The sequence below is a fragment of the Paenibacillus intestini genome (genome assembly GCF_030803945.1).
Taxonomy (GTDB): domain Bacteria; phylum Bacillota; class Bacilli; order Paenibacillales; family Paenibacillaceae; genus Paenibacillus; species Paenibacillus polysaccharolyticus.
Genome location: NZ_JAURUN010000002.1, coordinates 515795 through 533642, shown reverse-complemented (window position 1 = coordinate 533642; position 17848 = coordinate 515795). Strand labels below are relative to the sequence as shown.

The window sequence follows — 17848 nt, the reverse complement described above, 5'->3', positions numbered from 1 at the left end:
ATAAACACTACTTTTGCCAGCATTTGCAGGAAAAGTAGTGTCTTCGTCTTATCTTAAGTGAAACATGCCGCTGCTTATGGCAGTGACCTTCACCTTCGGCTCATATTGCCAGATCATCTCGGTTCGCCTGTTCTCATACTGCAGTTTCATCGCTTCGCGATCTATGACCGCCTGTTTTGCTTTTTCTTGCTCAGGGTCTACATCATCTTGCGTCTGTTGTATGGTAGATTCGGCGGCCAGTTCCACATCAGCTGGGACCGGTTCTAATATGCCGCGAACCCGATTAATAACAGGACGAGCCGTTTCATCTTCAGTAACCTCAGTAACCTCAGGCATGTCTTCTCGCAATACGGCTTCATAGTAGGCGTCCACCACATCGAGTTCGAGTTGCAGGCGTTCTTTCGCTTTTTCCGCCCAGCTATAATCGAGCCTGCTTAAGTGAGCGGTGAGGTGTGATTCGAGAGCAGCCCCTGCATCAGCGAGCGAAATTTTCGGTGACTGAGCATGCATATTTTCAGCCAGTCTTGGACTGAGATCACGCCGGCTCAGCTTGCTTCCGAACTTTTCGATGATTTCACCCGATCTTAGTGAAATGCCAAGGAAGTGTAATTCCTCCCGTTTCAGGTCACAAGCAAACTCGACTTTAAAACAAACCCCTAGCCAAGGTTCATATACAGCCGGAGATGTGGCCCTGATCTGGCGTTTGGCGGCTTGTTCAAACAGGTTTACGAAGGCTCCACCTTCGCGTGCTGCGGCAAATATCTGCTGTAATCTGCGGCTACCATACACAACATCTTCTCGCAGAATGCGTCCGGGACCAAGCTGCGGCATGGAAGGCGTGATGCCAAAATAACGTCCGAGTATCGTTTCTTTCGGAGCATCAGGCTTCGCTTCAGGTGGCGTTTGAACAGGCTGAGACGCTTTGGCCTTGGCTTGCGCCGCCTCAGTGATCTGCTGATAAGCTTCCGGGTCAAAAACAAAAGTAAATGACATGGTCTCAGGCTCCACCCCTACACGCTCGACAAATCCCCAGTAATACGGACGGTTCGTTAATGCCTTGTCTGCTTCAGGTGATAATTTAACCGTCACATGAGCAGGTGACCGCTCCATGATCTGGCAATCCAAAGCTTCCAGATAGGTTAGGACGTAAGCTTGGATCTCATGCGGTGACATTGTCATGGATATCAGTTGCCCCCTTTGTGAAGATCAAGTTTGGTGATTAAAGGCACCTCGTCAGCAACTTCGCGCTGAATTGTGTTCAGCGACTGTCCGAGCGAGTTCATTTTACGGCGAATATCCTCTTCGTTCTGCGATTCCAGCATAATTTTGTACAGACTCTTTTCGATCGATTCCTTTTTCTCCAGCCGTTCGAGAATGACATCCAGTCCACCGATGACCATCTCGAACATATTAATTTTTTCATGCAACAGATGCAGGATATGTTCCTCAATCGTACCTTTCGTAGACAGGTTGAAAATGTTAACGTCATTCTGCTGACCGAGCCGATGAACCCGGCCAATCCGCTGTTCTACCCGCATCGGGTTCCACGGTAGATCAAAGTTAATCATATGGTGACAGAATTGCAGGTTGATGCCTTCACCACCAGCTTCCGTTGCAATCATTGCCTGTACACGGCCGCGGAAAAGATCCATCATCCAGTCCTTTTTGCCTCGATTCATCCCGCCCCGATAGGGAACAGCCGTCAGTCCGTTGTTACGAAAATAGTTCAGCAGGTATTCCTGCGTCGCTCGGTATTCCGTGAAAATAATGACTTTTTCATTCATATCTCGAATCAGTTCCATCGTTTTTTCGGCTTTTGTATTTTCTTTAATCGCCTTGATATGAGCCACCAGTTCCCAGATTTTATCCCGCAGTGGGGAATCCAGCGGCAACTTTTTGGACAGATTCACGAGTGTTACAAACACAGCGTCCCGACTGCTACAGACTTCCCGTTGCAACGTAACGAGCGAAAGCATGCTGCTAAGGTTGCCGCCTGCTTCCTGGTATTGATCTTTGACAAACGAGGTTACCCCGTCATAGAGTGCTTGCTCTTCGGGCGAAAGTTGCAGATCCACGTTAGACACGTTGCGTTTTGTAAATTGCACGGGGCCTTCGCCACGCCTGTTACGGATCATGACTTTGGAAAGCTCATCTTTGAGCTGCTCCTGATTTTTTGGCACACGTTTATCGACGACAAAGTTGGCGGCAAAATCGCCTTGACGACCAAGCTGACCGGGCTTCAGCAGGTTAATGAGATTGAAAAGCTCGCTCATGTCGTTCTGCACAGGCGTAGCAGTGAGTAGCAGGCAGTATTTTTTGCGTAATTGCAGCATGAATTGATAATTGGTTGTTTTTTTATTTTTGAGTTTATGTGCTTCATCAATGATGATCATGTCATAGTCCATACTTAGTAACATATCTTTGTGCGGGTCTCTCTTGGCAGTGTCCATAGAAGCAACAACAACGTCATTTTGCCAGGAATAAGCCTTTTTCTGTGCAACTGCTGGGATGCCAAATTTGGAATTGAGTTCACGTACCCATTGCAATACCAGAGAAGCGGGGACAAGAATTAACACTTTAGATACAAGACCACGAACCATATATTCTTTCAAAATCAGGCCGGCTTCAATCGTTTTGCCCAGACCTACTTCGTCGGCGAGAATGGCTCGGCCTGACATTTCGAATAATACTTTGCGTGCCGTATCCATTTGGTGAGGAAGTGGGGTCAGATCTTGCAAATGTTTCAGACATTGAATTTCGTCAAAGTTCGGAATGAGATTCGTTTCTTCAGCCTGAATACCGAGTTGAAAGAGTCGGTAATCCCCCCAAGGACCGCCCTTGTCCAAACGAGATTCAAGCTGTTCCAGCCAGCTTCGATCAAACTCAAGAGGAACAGGTAAGTCAGCTACAGGTTGATTCATATGATGCGGATGTTTCCGGTTCATGATGCTTCCTCTCCGTTCTTGTGTTATTCGTAGGTAATAGTATGGACGAAGGAAGGCAAGTTCATAACCCGTTTCAGAGGATCTATGATATAGATCACATAGAAAATCAACATATAGTGTAATATAATGGTTATAAATCACTATATGTAGTGTCTAGGCATAAATTATTCTCAAAGACAGCATTGAATTTAAAATGAACGGTTTATTCGGGGAGGTTGATTGCAGAGATGGCATCCAACAATACAGGAACGAACCAACAAGTGAAGCATCATGAGAACAAACATAAGCTGGAAGGGCTCAGCGAGAAAATATTTCTGGATCGGTACGCATGGAAGGACGCTGATTCAAATCATGCAAAAGTCGGAGATGTAGTACTTGTATTAACGAAAGATGATCCCAAGTTTCCGGTGAAGGAAGTCGGTGAGATTGTTGAACGGCAGGCACAACTAGTTAAAGTGCGGACACGTAGCGATACGATCATTGAGACCGATGTGGAAAAGTTGACACTTACGATAGAGAAAACACCGGAAGAGATGTGGGATCGTCTTGCCCGAGCGATGGCATCTGTTGAATCGACACCTGAACAACAGGCTGTTTGGGAGAAGAAGTTTCGCTTGGTGCTGGATGACTGGAAACTGGTTCCTGGTGGACGTATTGCTGCTGGTGCAGGGGCAGGGGCCAGTGATGAGTTGACGCTGTTTAACTGTTATGTCATTCCTTCTCCGCAAGACAGCCGGGGCGGCATCATGAAGACGTTGACCGAAATGACTGAAATTATGGCTCGCGGCGGTGGCGTGGGTATCAATCTGTCATCCCTTCGTCCGCGGCGGGCTGTGGTGAAAGGTGTGAACGGCTCGTCCAGCGGATCGGTATCCTGGGGCGGTTTGTTCAGTTATACGACGGGGCTTATCGAACAAGGGGGCAGCCGCAGGGGTGCGCTGATGCTGATGATGAACGATTGGCACCCGGACGTGCTGGATTTTATTACGGTTAAACAAACGATGGGGCAGGTGACCAATGCCAATCTGTCGGTCTGCGTAAGCAATGCGTTCATGGAGGCTGTGAAGCAGGACGGTGATTGGGAGCTTGTTTTTCCCGATACGAGTGACCCGGATTATGATTCAGAGTGGGATGGGGATCTGGGCAAATGGAAAGCGTCAGGCCGTAACATTATTCCGTATCGTACCGTGAAAGCACGAGAAATATGGCATACGATTATTGAATCCGCCTGGAAATCAGCCGAACCCGGTGTTGTATTTATGGAGTATTACAATCAGATGTCGAACAGCTGGTATTTTAATCCGATCATTTGTACTAATCCTTGCTTCCATCCTAAAACAAGAATAGCTACCCAATATGGACTTATAACAATTGAAGATCTGTATAGAAGGAAAACAGGAGAGTTTTTTATGGTAGGTACGGATAATCGACTTATCGAAAAGGCCAAAGTTGTTGGCGGTCGTTCATACGAAATACCTGGATTACAGATGAGATCAGCAACAGTGTTTCCAACTGGAAAGAAAGAGACCATTAAAATACATCTACAAAATGGAATTGAAATTAGTGTGACTCCTGAGCATCAGTTGTACACTAATTTTGGGTGGAAACAAGCCAAGAACCTAGACTCTGAAGACTATGTTTATATTCAGTCAGCTGAAGGTGGATTTGCAGAAGAAGATCAACTTGGAGAGGAATGGGGATTATTTTTAGGGTGGTTAATTGGTGATGGATGGGTTTCTGCTCGTGGGGAAGTAGGCATGGTTTTTGGAGCTGACGATGAAGAGGTGATACCGCATCTTATAGATGTCGGTGAGAAAATATCGGGAATAAGGGCAAAGATCTATCAAAGAACAAATGGAACAAAACAAGTTTACTGGTGGAGGAAAAACTTAGTTTCACAACTCGCAAGTATTGGAGTAACTTCAGCAAAAGGACCGGAGAAGGTGGTTCCCGAGTTGATATTTACATCCTCGAAAAAAACAGTGACAGCTTTTTTACAAGCTTTGTTTAGCGCTGATGGTACTGTATATGAAAGAGATGAAATGCATCGAACAGCAAGATTAACTTCTAGCTCTAAAAAGTTGTTACAAGGTGTTCAGTTGCTGTTATTGAATTATGGAATCAATAGTTCAATTTATGCTCGCCCTAAATCTTCACAATCTTTATTCAATTACACAACAAAAGGTGGAGAATTTAGGACTTACAAGAGTAAGGGTTTCTACGAGTTGATAATATCAGGTAACAATCTACTTTGCTTCAAAGAAAAAATTGGTTTTAAATATGTTACGAGGAAACAACAGGCTCTAGAGCGAATTGCAAGACCGTCAAGAAAGTCAGAAAAGTTTATGTCGAGAGTGAAGAAGTTGGAAAAAGGAGAATACGTCACTGTATATGATATAACAGAGCCAGTTACACATTCCTTGATTGCTGGTGGAGTTGTGGCTCATAATTGTGGGGAACAGGGCCTTCCAGGCTGGGGCGTATGTAACTTGTCAGCAATCAATTTGTCCAAATTCTATGATGAAACAAACCACGATGTGGCATGGGAAGAGCTGGCGGAAACGACGCGCATTTCGGCAAGATTTCTGGACAATGTGATTGACGCGACGCCGTATCATTTTGAAGAAAATCGATTGAATCAGCATCGTGAACGCCGGGTGGGGCTAGGAACTATGGGACTTGCGGAGCTGATGATCAAACTGCGTATCCGTTATGGCAGTCTTGAATCGCTAGATTTTCTCAATAAACTGTATGGATTTATGGCAAAGGAAGCCTATCTCGCTTCAGCGGAGATTGCCGCGGAGAAGGGGGCGTTCCCGGCGTTTGAGGCAGAACCTTACTTACAAAGTGGATTTATGAAACAGATGATCGCGACGTACCCAGAGGTTGGAGAAGCGATCCGTGAAAAGGGAATTCGTAACGTGACGCTGATTACTCAGGCGCCTACAGGAAGTACTGGAACGATGGTGGGCACATCGACTGGCATTGAGCCGTATTTTGCTTTTAAGTATTTTCGCCAGAGTCGTCTTGGGTATGATGAACAGTTTGTGCCGATTGCTGAGGAGTGGCTGGAGCAACATCCTGGTGAGTCCCTACCGGATTATTATGTGACGGCGATGGATCTTTCGGCCGAAAATCATATTCGCGTGCAAGCTGCCATTCAGAAGTGGGTGGACAGTTCGATTTCAAAAACGGCAAACTGTCCGGCTGATTTTACGGTGCAGGATACGGCAGAGCTGTATGAGCTAGCTTTTGATCTAGGTTGTAAAGGGGTAACGATCTATCGGGACGGCAGTAGAGATGTTCAAGTACTTTCTACTTCGAAGAAAGAAGACACCTCAGCTATTGAGGGGCAGAATGCGGATAAAGAGGAATTCAACAGTCTGGTAGCTGAGTCCGTTTCGGTAGCAAATCCGGTGTATGCAGAGCGAGAGTCCAGCTTGCCAGACTTGGGAGAACAGACTACGGGTGTGGTGGATAAACAATATAAACGCCGTCCACAAGTATTGCGCGGAGCAACGTATAAGATGCATACGCCGTTTGGCATGGCTTACATTACGATTAATGATCTGGACGGAACACCGGGTGAGATTTTCCTCAACGTAGGCAAGGCAGGCTCAGACGTGTTTGCGATGGCGGAGGCACTGGGCCGTGTGTGCTCTCTATTCTTGCGATATGGCGATCATGGCCATAAGGTGGAGTTGCTTATCAAACATCTGAAAGGCATCGGAGGTTCAGGGGCTATTGGTTTCGGAGCTAACCGTGTGGAATCCATTGCCGATGCCGTAGCGAAAGCGCTGGAAAGCCATGTTCAGATGAATGAGCAAGTGAAAGAGGGTGATCCGCTTGAAGCACAGAGTGAAAAGAAGAACGAGGACATTGGAGTGAAGACCCCGAACAGTGCTAACAGTAGCAACAGCACCAACAATGCAAAGGGAGTTCTGCTGAACACACAGGCACCCACCGAACATCTGGGCGATGCGGGAGGTGAGGGGCAAAAAGCTTTTATCCAATCCATCGACTTATGTCCTTCATGCGGCTCGGCGTCCTTGATCAATGTGGAGGGCTGCAAAACATGCAGTAACTGCGGATACAGCAAGTGTAATTAAGCTATTCCAGAACAAATCTGGAGTAAATTGTTGCTCTAATGAGCCTGAACAGGGATGTTCAACCTAAAAAGTGTACAGACGAAGTGCTGACATACCAGCACTTCGTTTTTTTTGTTGCTAGACTTCAATTGAACTGCCTAGACGTCGATAGGTCTCTTTAGTCAACGGTGTACATTGAATCTAGTTTCCTCTGAATTATTTATTCAATAGACATCCCTTTAATCTTAAATATGTTAAAATAAGGACGGTGTTCTTACAAATCCAGTTAAAAGAGGCACATATTCCGTTTAAATGAATGTTCATGTCAGGTTCTGGACGAAGGAAGGAGGCAGCATCTATCATGAGTAAACATTGGAAAAAGTACTTGTTTTTGTTTGCTCTGATCGTGCCGATCTCAGTAGGTACCATTTTTACGCTCCCATATCACCATCGATATATTGCAGTAGTTATATTTCCACCTCTATTTTGGATGCTCTACTATTCATGGATCACATTAGAAAGAAAACGGGATCGTTAGTAAAGGTTGGTGGAAAGGTGACAATGAAGGCGTTCTTATCGCTATGGTCCGGCTACTTTTGTATTTTTTATGGGGATTATTTTCGTATACAGTGTCGTTCCGAATCCAGTAATGGCTAGTTATGCATTTTCAACAACATTTATTTTTATTATTTCTGTTGTCATTTGTTATACGTTGATTGATATGGAAACGACAAATCAGGAATCGGTAACGGTATTGCATAGTGGCAGTTTAGTAAAACTTTATGTTGCAAAATTGTTGTATTGCTGGTTTTTTACCATTCCACTCGCTCTGTATGCCGTTTCGTTCCCAGCCATTTTTCAAAAGTTTGATCGAAATCCGAGTGTTGAAGAGCTAGGCATGGCCCTGATTTATCATTTGGTTTCATCTTGGCTGGGAGTTGCTTTAGCCTGCTGGTTTAGTTCTAAGTTTGTTCGTTCCCGCGTCATGTCTTTTTTAATGCTGAGTGTGCTCATTGTTATTACACTTTCTGTGCAAGGTATAGAACAGGTGTTGCCAGAGGGATTTACACCAATGATTTATCTGTTGCCTCCTCTAAGTAGTACTATAGATGTGTTAATTAATTATGATGCATAAAGTCTATTTAAGAAGCTAATGGTAATAATTATATCGCTCGTATATGGTGCGATTACAGCAGGATTATTTGTTTTAATGATTTACAGACGCAAGCTGGATTCAATGCATTGATATTCTCGTTCCACCTCTAGAGTCCTAGGAAGGAAGAAGCAATTATAAGCAAAACTTTCAATCCGCTCTGAGTTAGGTTTATAATGGATAGTGGCTGCTGAGCAAGTCGGCGGCCTTTTTCTATTGAATAAGTTCAGGTAATTATGTCCAGTCGATGAAAAGCACTATATTAAACATTAAATATAGAGTATGATTTTACAGCTGATTATGCTGGCAGAAAAGGTTACATCGGTTAAACGGGTTTGTAACTATTCTTGTCAATTATGAAGTTGTTTTCAGGCGTATAATGCTAAACGTAATCGTGAAATCACGAGAAAATATAAGTTAGATTCACAATCAATACAACTAAATCTATAGGCAGTTCGTCTTCTTTATGTTGTAAATGAAAGATGGAAGGTGCAATACGTATGTTAATAACAACTAGAATGAGCCAGTGTAACAGGATGCCCCGATCTCGATGGATGTGGACTCGCAATAACAAGGAGGGGCGCGCATGTCACAATCAGTGAAAAAAAAGAGGCATATGAACGGACTGGATGGCTTACGAGCCATCGCGGTACTTGGCGTGATTGCTTATCATTTAAATTTGGATTTCATTCCGGGCGGGCTGCTCGGTGTAGGTATATTTTTTGTTCTGTCAGGCTATCTGATTACCGATATTTTGTTATCCCAGTGGCGGGAACATGGGCGCATTGCGCTTGGAGATTTCTGGTTAAGGCGGTTTAGGCGCTTGTTGCCTGGCATGCTAACCATGACAGCGGTTGTGATGCTCTGGCTGTTATGTACAGACTCGTCCCGGCTTGCTTCACTCAAAGGGGATATCTTATCCGGTGTTACGTACATAAGTAATTGGTGGTATATCTTTCACCATGTTTCGTATTTTGAAAGTTTCGGTCCACCATCACCTTTTGGACATTTCTGGTCACTGGCTGTTGAGGAGCAGTTTTATCTGCTTTGGCCGCTTCTGTTAATTGCAGCGATCGTTTTGTTCAAAAGAAAGGGATGGCTGATCGTCTCCATTGTCGTTGCAGCTGAACTTTCAGCTGGCGCCATGGCCATCATGTACAACCCGGATTTGGACCCGAGCCGTGTATATTATGGAACAGATACCCGTGCATTTGCCTTGCTTGCCGGGGCAGCGTTAGCTGTAGTCTGGCCAAGCCGGAAGCTGTCTGGCACATTGCCTGCGATGAATCGGCTCGTATTGGACGTATCAGGAATTGCTGCCTTAGCGGTGCTAATCTATATGATGCTGAATACGAGCGAATACGACTCGTTCCTGTATCAGGGGGGCATGGTGATACAAGCGATTGCCGCAACCCTGCTGGTGGCAGTACTTGCCCATCCTTCGTCTTTGCTGGCAAGGATTATTGGGGCAAAACCATTGCGCTGGATTGGTGAACGTTCGTATGGAATATATCTGTGGCATTATCCGATTATTGTTCTGACCAGTCCTGTTGTAAATACAGGCGGTGCACATCCTGTACGTATGTTGCTACAAGTCGTTGCAACGGTTGTACTTGCATCGATGTCGCTAAAATATATTGAAAACCCGATTCGTTATAACGGTTTTCGGGATTCCTTGTCAAAACTGTGGGGAAGAGGGCGTACCTCTTTCGTTCCCCGTCAGGTATGGTGGAAACGAACAGGCCTGCTGATGACGTTCCTGTTACTATGTTATGCCATATCGCAGACGGTACTGCCAGTAGCAGCCAATTCAGATTCACATTCGGTGTCCCTGTCTACGGTGTTCAATGGCGAAAAGTCTGCTGAAGAAAAGGGTCAGGACGTTGTACCCGTTACAACAAAACCTTCGAATTCCGAGGAAAAGAATCCATCTGTTCAGTCAGGTACGGAGTCGACGTCAGACGGGAAAACGAATGGGAGTCACAAGCCTGGAACTGCATCTACAGATGGGTCTAAATCGGCCAAGCCGGACGATTCATCCAGCGATAGCCGGGATCAGGGCAACTCACCCTCTAATCCTGACAATAATCCTGCTTCCAATTCGTCTGATTCAGGAAACAAAGAAACCGACCCATCGGGTTCGAAACCAGATGAAGGCACAACCGATGCAACGGATTCAGGGGCAACGGATAAACCTGCGACACCTGTCACTAAGAATGGAAAAGTCCAATATACAATTATCGGAGATTCCGTTATTCTGGATGCCAAGCCTTATCTGGAGCAGAGCATATCCGGTGTGTACGTAGATGGCCATGTCGGCCGTCAGATGTGGCAGGCTGGAGATGTGCTGAGGGATCTGAAGCGTAACAAGCAAATGGGCAATCAGGTGGTACTTGAGCTTGGAACGAACGGTTCCTTTAATTCCAAAAATTTAAAGTCCGTACTTGATGGATTGAAGGATAAAACACGGGTTTATCTTGTCACGGTACGTGTGCCGCGTCCTTGGGAGCGAACGGTGAACAAGGCTCTGACGGATGCAGCCTCCAGTTACAGTAATGTTTCTCTTATTGATTGGAATCAGGCTAGTGAAGGGCATGACGAATATTTTGAAAAAGACGGGGTGCATCTGACCGCCGAAGGTTCTGAAGCTTTTGCAGCATTGGTGAAAAACAGTCTTCAATAACCGAACGATTAACATGTAGAATCCTTTAATGCGAACTTATCCAGCTATTATATCTTTGAATCATGCAATACATGTTCAGCACATGGAGTATACGTCCAATTTTAAAGTCTCTCCCTGAGAGCAATGGGATTGAAGTTAGTCTTGACTTCATGACATTGTCCAGGGAGGGCTTTTTTGATATGTAAACAGGGAACCGATATTATTCACCCCTGCATCCGTGGATCGTCACCTTACGTTATGATAGCGTTACCATTTACAATACAGATATTAAGTGCTCAAGGGGGAGTAGAAACAATGTGGAAAAAATGGTTTTCAGGCATATTGGCACTAACTTTATTCGCTGTTATTTTGGCAGGATGCACAAGCGGTGATTCTTCCGAAGGCGGTAGCGGCAGTGACAAAGTCACCGTGACCATCTGGCATAACTGGACGGGGCAAGACGCCAAAGCGGTGGCCATGCGTAAAATTATTGAGGATTTCCGTACAGCACATCCAGATATCGAAGTGGTAGATGAAGGCTTGCCTACGGACGGACTCAAGACAAGGTTACGTACGGTTGCAGCAGCCAATGAGATGCCGGATCTCTTCGTGATGTGGCCGGATGCAATGACCAAGGAGTTTGTAAAAGGAGATCTGTTGCAGCCGATTAACGCAGATCTGGATGCGAAGCCGGAATGGAAAGAGAATTTTATTCCGAATGCACTGGATGGATACACAGTAGATGGAAATATTTATTCCGTTCCGATGAATCTGGCGCCCAGCTCTTTTATTTATTACAATGAGGCACTCTTCAAAGAGAATAACGTAAAGGTTCCTGAAACGTGGGCTGAATTGGAACAGGCGGTTGCTTCGTTTAACGAAAAAGGAATCATTCCGATGGCTCTCGGTAACAAAACGAACTGGGTTGCCCAGTCTACCATTTTCAGTACGCTGGCTGATCGGGTGACGGGTACAGACTGGTTTTTGAAAGCCGTAGCTCAGGATGGTGCAAGTTTCACTGATCCGCAATTTGTTGAGGCGCTGAAGAAAATGCAGGAGCTTGGAAACATGCAGGCTTTTCAGGACGGATTCAACAGTATTGATGAAACCCAGATGATGCAACTTTATTTTCAAGGGAAAACGGCGATGGTCATGAACGGTGGGTGGGCGCTCGCCAACCTCGTTAACAATGCACCGGAAGAGGTGCTGAAAAATACACATATTACGATTCTGCCTCCAGTTGAAGGTGGCAAAGGTGAACCAAGAACAACATCAGGCGTTGTAGGAACGGGTCTTGGTGTTAGCAAAAAGTTGAGTGGTGCTCAAAAAGACGCCGCGATGGAGCTATTCTACGCCCTGGCTGGTCCGGACGGTCAAAAAGCTACGCTGGACAGCAGTACATTGGTCAGCTATAAGATTGATCTGGATAAGGACAAAGCTCATCCGTTGTTTGTGGAATTGTACGATCTGATGCAAGAAGTGAAGATTACGCCGGTATACGATTCCAAGCTGGGATCGGCTACGGTTGAAGTGATTAATAACGGGTTACAGGAGCTGCTGATGGGCGGCAAAGCGGAAGATATTGCAGGCCGAATTCAAGCAGCTCAAGCGAATGCGATGAAACAATAGGTTGTTTCCTGCTTCTGGAGGCTGACTAACCTAACCTAAATAAAGTAAAGCACAGTTCATTCCCCTTCCCGGCAGGGGAGGGGTTTTTAGATAAGAAGTTAACGTCCGATACCGGACAGATTAGAAAGGCAATACGAGGGGAAGTGAAGCCATTGAACGCATTGCAAAGTCGGCGTTTTATTATGCTGGGGCTTGCACCGGCAGTTATTATCTATGCATTGTTTGTATTTGTGCCTGTTGTGTGGTCAGCATACTACGGCTTTTTTAACTGGTCTGGCATTGGTGCATCGACATATATTGGCCTCAGCAACTATGTGGAAATCTGGAATGACGCGATCTTTTGGAGGGCTTTGAAAAATAATGTCATTTTTGTGCTTGCTTCGGTGTTCGGTCAGATTCCATTAGCACTCATGTTGGCAGTTATGTTACACAAAAGCAACCCGCTCCAGCGCTTTCTGCGATCGGCCGTATTTCTGCCGATGGTATTGTCCACCGTGGTCATCGGCATGATCTGGCAGTATATCTACCATCCACAGATCGGTATCTTGAACTTCCTGCTGGATGCACTAGGGCTGGAGAGTTGGAAGCTGCAATGGCTGTCCGATGCAAAGATCGCCATATTTTCTCTTGTGCCACCCTTGCTCTGGAGTTTTGTTGGACTGTATCTGATTATTTTCATCTCCGCTTTGCAGAACATCCCGGGTGAAATCCATGACGCAGCCAAAATAGATGGCGCATCTGGACTCCGCAAACTGGTTTCTATTTCTCTGCCGATGATTTGGGGCACGGTACAAGTTGCAATTATCTTATGTATCTCAGGCAGTCTGAAGTCCTTTGATCTGGTCTACATCATGACCAAAGGTGGACCAGCTCACGCAACGGAGTTGCTCGCTACGTATATGTATAACTCTACGTTTACAACGTACCGATATGGTTTTGGTAGTGCGATCTCTACAACGATTGTTCTGATTTCCTTGTTACTCATCGGAACAAGCCAGTGGGTGACCAGTCGGAAGCGTAAAGAAAACGAATAGAAAGGAGGCACGCTCATGCGAACAACACCTGTGACTATATCAACACCACGAGGCCATGCAGGGCATTCCATTCGGCAGATTCGTAAAGGAATCTTTTGGACGCTGCTGACGGTCTATGGTATTTTAACATTGTATCCGTTTTATTGGCTTGTGATTAGTGCGTTCAAAACAAATGAGGATTTCTACAGCAGACCTTTTGGTCTACCGGCACACTGGAATGTGGCCAATTTTACAAATGCCTGGGAAAGCTCGAAGCTCGGAACGGCCTTTGGCAATTCACTAACCGTATCGATTGGCTCGCTGATCCTGACGCTGTTTATCGCGGCGCTGGCTTCATTCATTCTGGCACGATTCCAGTTTCGCTGGAAAGGGCTGATTATGACGTTTTTCGTTGTAGGCATGCTCATTCCTATTCATAGTACACTTGTTCCGTTGTTTATTTTGATGAAACAGATGTCCTTACTCAATACGTATTGGGCTTTGATCTTGCCGTATACTGCGTTTGCTTTGCCAACGGCAATCTTTGTGTTGACAGCTTATCTGGTCAGCATTCCGCGCGATATTGAAGAGGCAGCTTTTATGGATGGAACCGGCCTTTGGGGACTTTTTACCCGGATCATGCTTCCCATGTCGCTTCCTGCACTGTCTACGGTGACCATTTTGAGTTTTTTACATGCGTGGAACGACTTTTCCTTTGCCCTTGTATTTATTAATAAAACAGGATTGAAAACGTTACCGCTTGCCATTGCAAACTTCGCAGATGGATATCAGACCGATTATGGTCTAACGCTTGCTGCCATGACCCTATCGGTTATTCCTACGATCATTGTCTATTTAATCTTTCAGGAACAGGTGATGAAGGGCATGACAGCAGGTGCAGTCAAAGGGTAAGCGAGGGGCGCATCCAAAGGAGGAACAGATTTGGTTCGCTGGCTTACATCATCACTGCAACGAAAACTATCCGTGGTTGTCACAGCTTCGATGATTGTGCCACTTGTAGCGCTTGGACTATTTGCTTTCCTGTTCGCCTCACGCATTACGGAGGAAAAAACGAAGCTGTCCGGGATGGACACGTTGAAACAAGTGGAAGCGAATCTTCGTTATATGCTTCAGGATGCAGAGAATTTATCGATTTTCCTCATTGGAGAACGGGATATTCAGCAGTATCTAAGCCGGGACGAGGATCATGAAGCAGATCGCTTGGATATTGTGGGCCGAATGACCAATCTGGCCGCATCCAAAAAGTACATTGCGAACATTGCCATTTATCCCGGACGCTTTGATGCTGCGTTGTCCACGGCCACTTGGTATGAACCGGACGGAGGCAGTCTGTTTTCCCCATCTCTCCCTAGTGGAAACGCGGATAAAAGGTGGACGGGTGTATATCCCGTTCGCAATTATGCTGGAATTCAAAACGTCATTACGTTGATCAGGCCAATTCGCAGCATCCACAATTATCGTCCCATCGGCTGGCTTAGCATCAGTTTAAATGAAAATGCGATCTCTAAAGGATGGCCGGCGTTTGGACTGGGTAGAGGGGAAGGTAGCCTTGAAGTGATTGGCAACACAGGAGAGGTTCTGTCCTCCATGGATAAATCCCGGCTTGGGCTACATGTATCTGATCTCGAACCGGGACTGATTACGCGTATTCAGAAGGGGCATAGTGGGACGATTACTTATGGTGAGGAAGAAAGAAAACATACGGTCCTTTATTACCCTGAGGAACTGACGGGGTGGACGCTGGTTGGTATGGTTCCTTATGAGCACTACCGTTCAGAGAATAGTTACATTATCATTTTGACAGCAATTGCGGTTGCCTTGTCAGCGTTAATCAGCGGTGGTTTGGTCTGGTTCACGGTTCGCAGGGTTACGAGGCCGCTGCTTGTATTAACCAGACATTTGTCTCGAATTGATCCGAAGCGTCCCTTGCCGTTATTCCGAGCAGAAAGCGATGACGAGATTGGCAAGCTTGGGGAAAGTTACAATCTGCTTGGTGCACATATTGAATGGCTTAAGGAAGAGATCATTCGTGGGGAAGCTCGCAAAAAAGAAGCAGATCTACGTGTACTCCAGGCTCAGATTAATCCTCATTTTCTGTATAACACGCTCTCCTCCATTCATTGGATCGCGCTGATGTCCAAAGAAAACCGGATCGCGGATATGGTAGAGGGACTAAGTGATTTTCTACGAATCAGTTTGAATAAGGGACAGGATTACTGCCCGGTTGCCCAGGAGATTGCGCATATCCGTCATTATGTACGGGTACAGTCGATTCGTTTTCCGGATCAATTCGTGCTGCATTATATTGTTGATCCTGCATTGGAGCAACGAATGATGTTAAAGCTTCTGCTACAGCCACTGGTGGAGAATGCGATGATTCACGGGATTCAACAGGCAGGAAACCAAGGCACGATAACGATTATGATTCAGAAGGATTCCGCGGTTGAGCGCATGAACATTTTGGTACTGGACGACGGTGCGGGCATGGAACTGGAGCAATTGGAGCAATTGCGGGCCAGTATTATCCCCGCGGATGAGAGTAACATGTTGCCGCAGGGTAGTCATTCCCAAGGGAAGCAACTGGGGCAGTCGTTGTCCGATGGAGGGTATGGTCTCCGTAATGTAAACGAAAGACTGTTTCTTCACTATGGGACGGATGCGTTACTTGAAATACACAGCAAAAAGGGTGGGGGCACCCGAATTTCGTTCTCCATTCCAATTCTGGAGGAATCGCCATGAGATTATTGATTGTGGACGACGAAGTCATCATTCGCACAGGGCTCGCGAGTGTGATCGCCTGGCATGAACTTGGCATTGAGATTCTTCCGCCAGCTGCTTCTGCCGAGGAGGCTTTAACTCGACTAGCGGAGGAACGCCCGCATATTTTGATGACCGATATTCGAATGAACGGCAAGTCGGGGCTGGAGCTAGCGGAAGAAGCACAGCATCTGCTTCCGGAGCTGGAGGTCATTATTTTATCGGGTTACGATGATTTCTCTTACGCCCAGCAAGCGATCCGTAATGGAGTCACAGACTATCTCTTGAAAACGAGCAAACCGGAAGAGATCATCAAAACGGTGCTGCAGGCCAAAGGAAGAATTACAGAACGATGGGCAGAGAAGTCCCGTGAGGGACAATTGTTACGTGAGAACCGGGAGAGGAAGTTTGCCAGATGGGTGATCGAAGGTCATACGAATTCGGGGAGTTGCCCATCCTTTCTCGCATTTGATGAGGAACATGCGCTCCCCGTTCAATCCATAGAGCAAGTTAGTGGCGACAAACGGCCTGTGAGCAGGCAAGTTGTTGTGATTGAGGCAGAGGGTTGGGGCCGCTCTTCGGATGCGCTGCTCCGGTTTGCAGTGCAGAATATGATTGAAGAAGTGCTCCCAGGAACGATTGCTCAGGTTGACAAACAATATATTGTCTGTGTTCTACCTGTGGCTTCCGAAAATGAAGTAAGCGTATACAGGATCAAGGAAGGCATAGATCGTATGGAGGCATGGTTGAAATGTTCACTTCGCGCTGTGCTTGGTGAACCTGTTAACCACTCTTCTGAATTGCACCGTAGTTATCAAACGGCGTTGTTAGCTTTACAGTACCGTGGACTGCTGGATACCAAAGTGTGGCGATATCAAGAGGTTAACGGCAGGCGAGGTGGCAAAACGGTGTTGACACATGAGGAGGAGACTACCCTCGGTACGTTGCTCATGGACAATGATCCAGTCACACTTACAACATGGATACGTGAACTGATTACGAGGTTGATTGCAGAACCTGATGTCACACCAGGATCATATGTAGCTTGTCTACATTCGGTAATCATTGCAGGACACCGCTGGCTAGCGCGAACACTTCAAGCGATTGGAAGGGAACAACCCTCCAGGCTTGAGCCTTGGACTCCTGAAACCGACAAGAAACCGGCAGAGATCGGGGATGAATTGTTCCACCATTTATATGATGTGATGCAGGCATATCACAGTCGTATGGGACAAGGGCAGGCCGCACATGTGCAGAAAGCGATAGGTTATATTGAAAATGCACTGGCACAGGATATTAGCTTGCAGCAGGTGGCCGGACAGGTTCATTTGCATCCAGGACATCTTAGTGAATTGTTTAAAAAAGAAATGGGTGTAACCTTTGGTGACTTTGTTACAGATATGAGGATCAGGCGGGCAATGGATATGCTCGTTGTGTCTCCGGCAAAGGTCAGTGAAATCGCAGCAATTAGCGGTTATGAGGATGTGAAGTATTTCAGCAGACTGTTCAAAAAGCATACAGGCAAAACACCGAGTGAATACCGGGAGCAGGCACTTGCATTTAAATCTTCAGGCAGCTAG

General features: G+C 46.1%; 11 protein-coding genes. 9 read left to right on the top strand and 2 right to left on the bottom strand.

Annotated elements, in window-relative coordinates:
- Positions 1–48: 48 nt before the first annotated feature.
- Positions 49–1179 carry a YqhG family protein gene (locus tag J2T16_RS07540; protein WP_464680724.1) on the bottom strand — a complete coding sequence of 377 codons (1131 nt, stop codon included), beginning with the start codon at positions 1177–1179 and terminating at the stop codon, positions 49–51.
- 5 nt (positions 1180–1184) lie between these two features.
- On the bottom strand, positions 1185–2945 hold the full coding sequence (locus J2T16_RS07535; protein ID WP_090924384.1) for a DEAD/DEAH box helicase: 1761 nt from the start codon (positions 2943–2945) through the stop codon (positions 1185–1187).
- Positions 2946–3172: 227 nt separating this feature from the next.
- Here J2T16_RS07535 and J2T16_RS07530 point away from each other — a divergent pair, with 227 nt between their 5' ends.
- The 9 genes from J2T16_RS07530 (at position 3173) to J2T16_RS07490 (ending at position 17848) form a co-directional block, all read left to right on the top strand.
- Complete coding sequence (locus J2T16_RS07530; protein WP_499018061.1) at positions 3173–7054, top strand: ribonucleotide reductase barrel domain-containing protein; 3882 nt, start codon at positions 3173–3175, stop codon at positions 7052–7054.
- A 340-nt stretch (positions 7055–7394) separates the two neighbouring features.
- Positions 7395–7571 (top strand): hypothetical protein, encoded by a 177-nt coding sequence (locus tag J2T16_RS07525; protein ID WP_221789920.1) that lies wholly within the window; start codon positions 7395–7397, stop codon positions 7569–7571.
- Positions 7572–7682: 111 nt separating this feature from the next.
- Positions 7683–8168, top strand: a complete 486-nt coding sequence (locus tag J2T16_RS07520) for a hypothetical protein (RefSeq protein WP_499018060.1) — start codon at positions 7683–7685, stop codon at positions 8166–8168.
- 604 nt (positions 8169–8772) lie between these two features.
- The gene (locus J2T16_RS07515) at positions 8773–10869 is read left to right on the top strand and encodes an acyltransferase family protein (RefSeq protein WP_499018058.1); all 2097 of its coding nucleotides are present in this window, start codon (positions 8773–8775) and stop codon (positions 10867–10869) included.
- Between the two features lie 294 nt (positions 10870–11163).
- Positions 11164–12477 carry an extracellular solute-binding protein gene (locus tag J2T16_RS07510; protein WP_499018057.1) on the top strand — a complete coding sequence of 438 codons (1314 nt, stop codon included), beginning with the start codon at positions 11164–11166 and terminating at the stop codon, positions 12475–12477.
- A gap of 152 nt (positions 12478–12629) precedes the next feature.
- Positions 12630–13511, top strand: a complete 882-nt coding sequence (locus J2T16_RS07505; protein WP_499018056.1) for a carbohydrate ABC transporter permease — start codon at positions 12630–12632, stop codon at positions 13509–13511.
- 15 nt (positions 13512–13526) lie between these two features.
- Positions 13527–14402, top strand: coding sequence for a carbohydrate ABC transporter permease (locus J2T16_RS07500; RefSeq protein ID WP_090924391.1), 876 nt, complete (start codon positions 13527–13529; stop codon positions 14400–14402).
- A gap of 30 nt (positions 14403–14432) precedes the next feature.
- Entirely contained in the window at positions 14433–16250 is a 1818-nt protein-coding gene (locus J2T16_RS07495) for a cache domain-containing sensor histidine kinase (protein ID WP_154886500.1), read from the top strand.
- Entirely contained in the window at positions 16247–17848 is a 1602-nt protein-coding gene (locus J2T16_RS07490) for a helix-turn-helix domain-containing protein (protein ID WP_154886498.1), read from the top strand. Before J2T16_RS07495 ends, J2T16_RS07490 begins: the two co-directional genes overlap by 4 nt.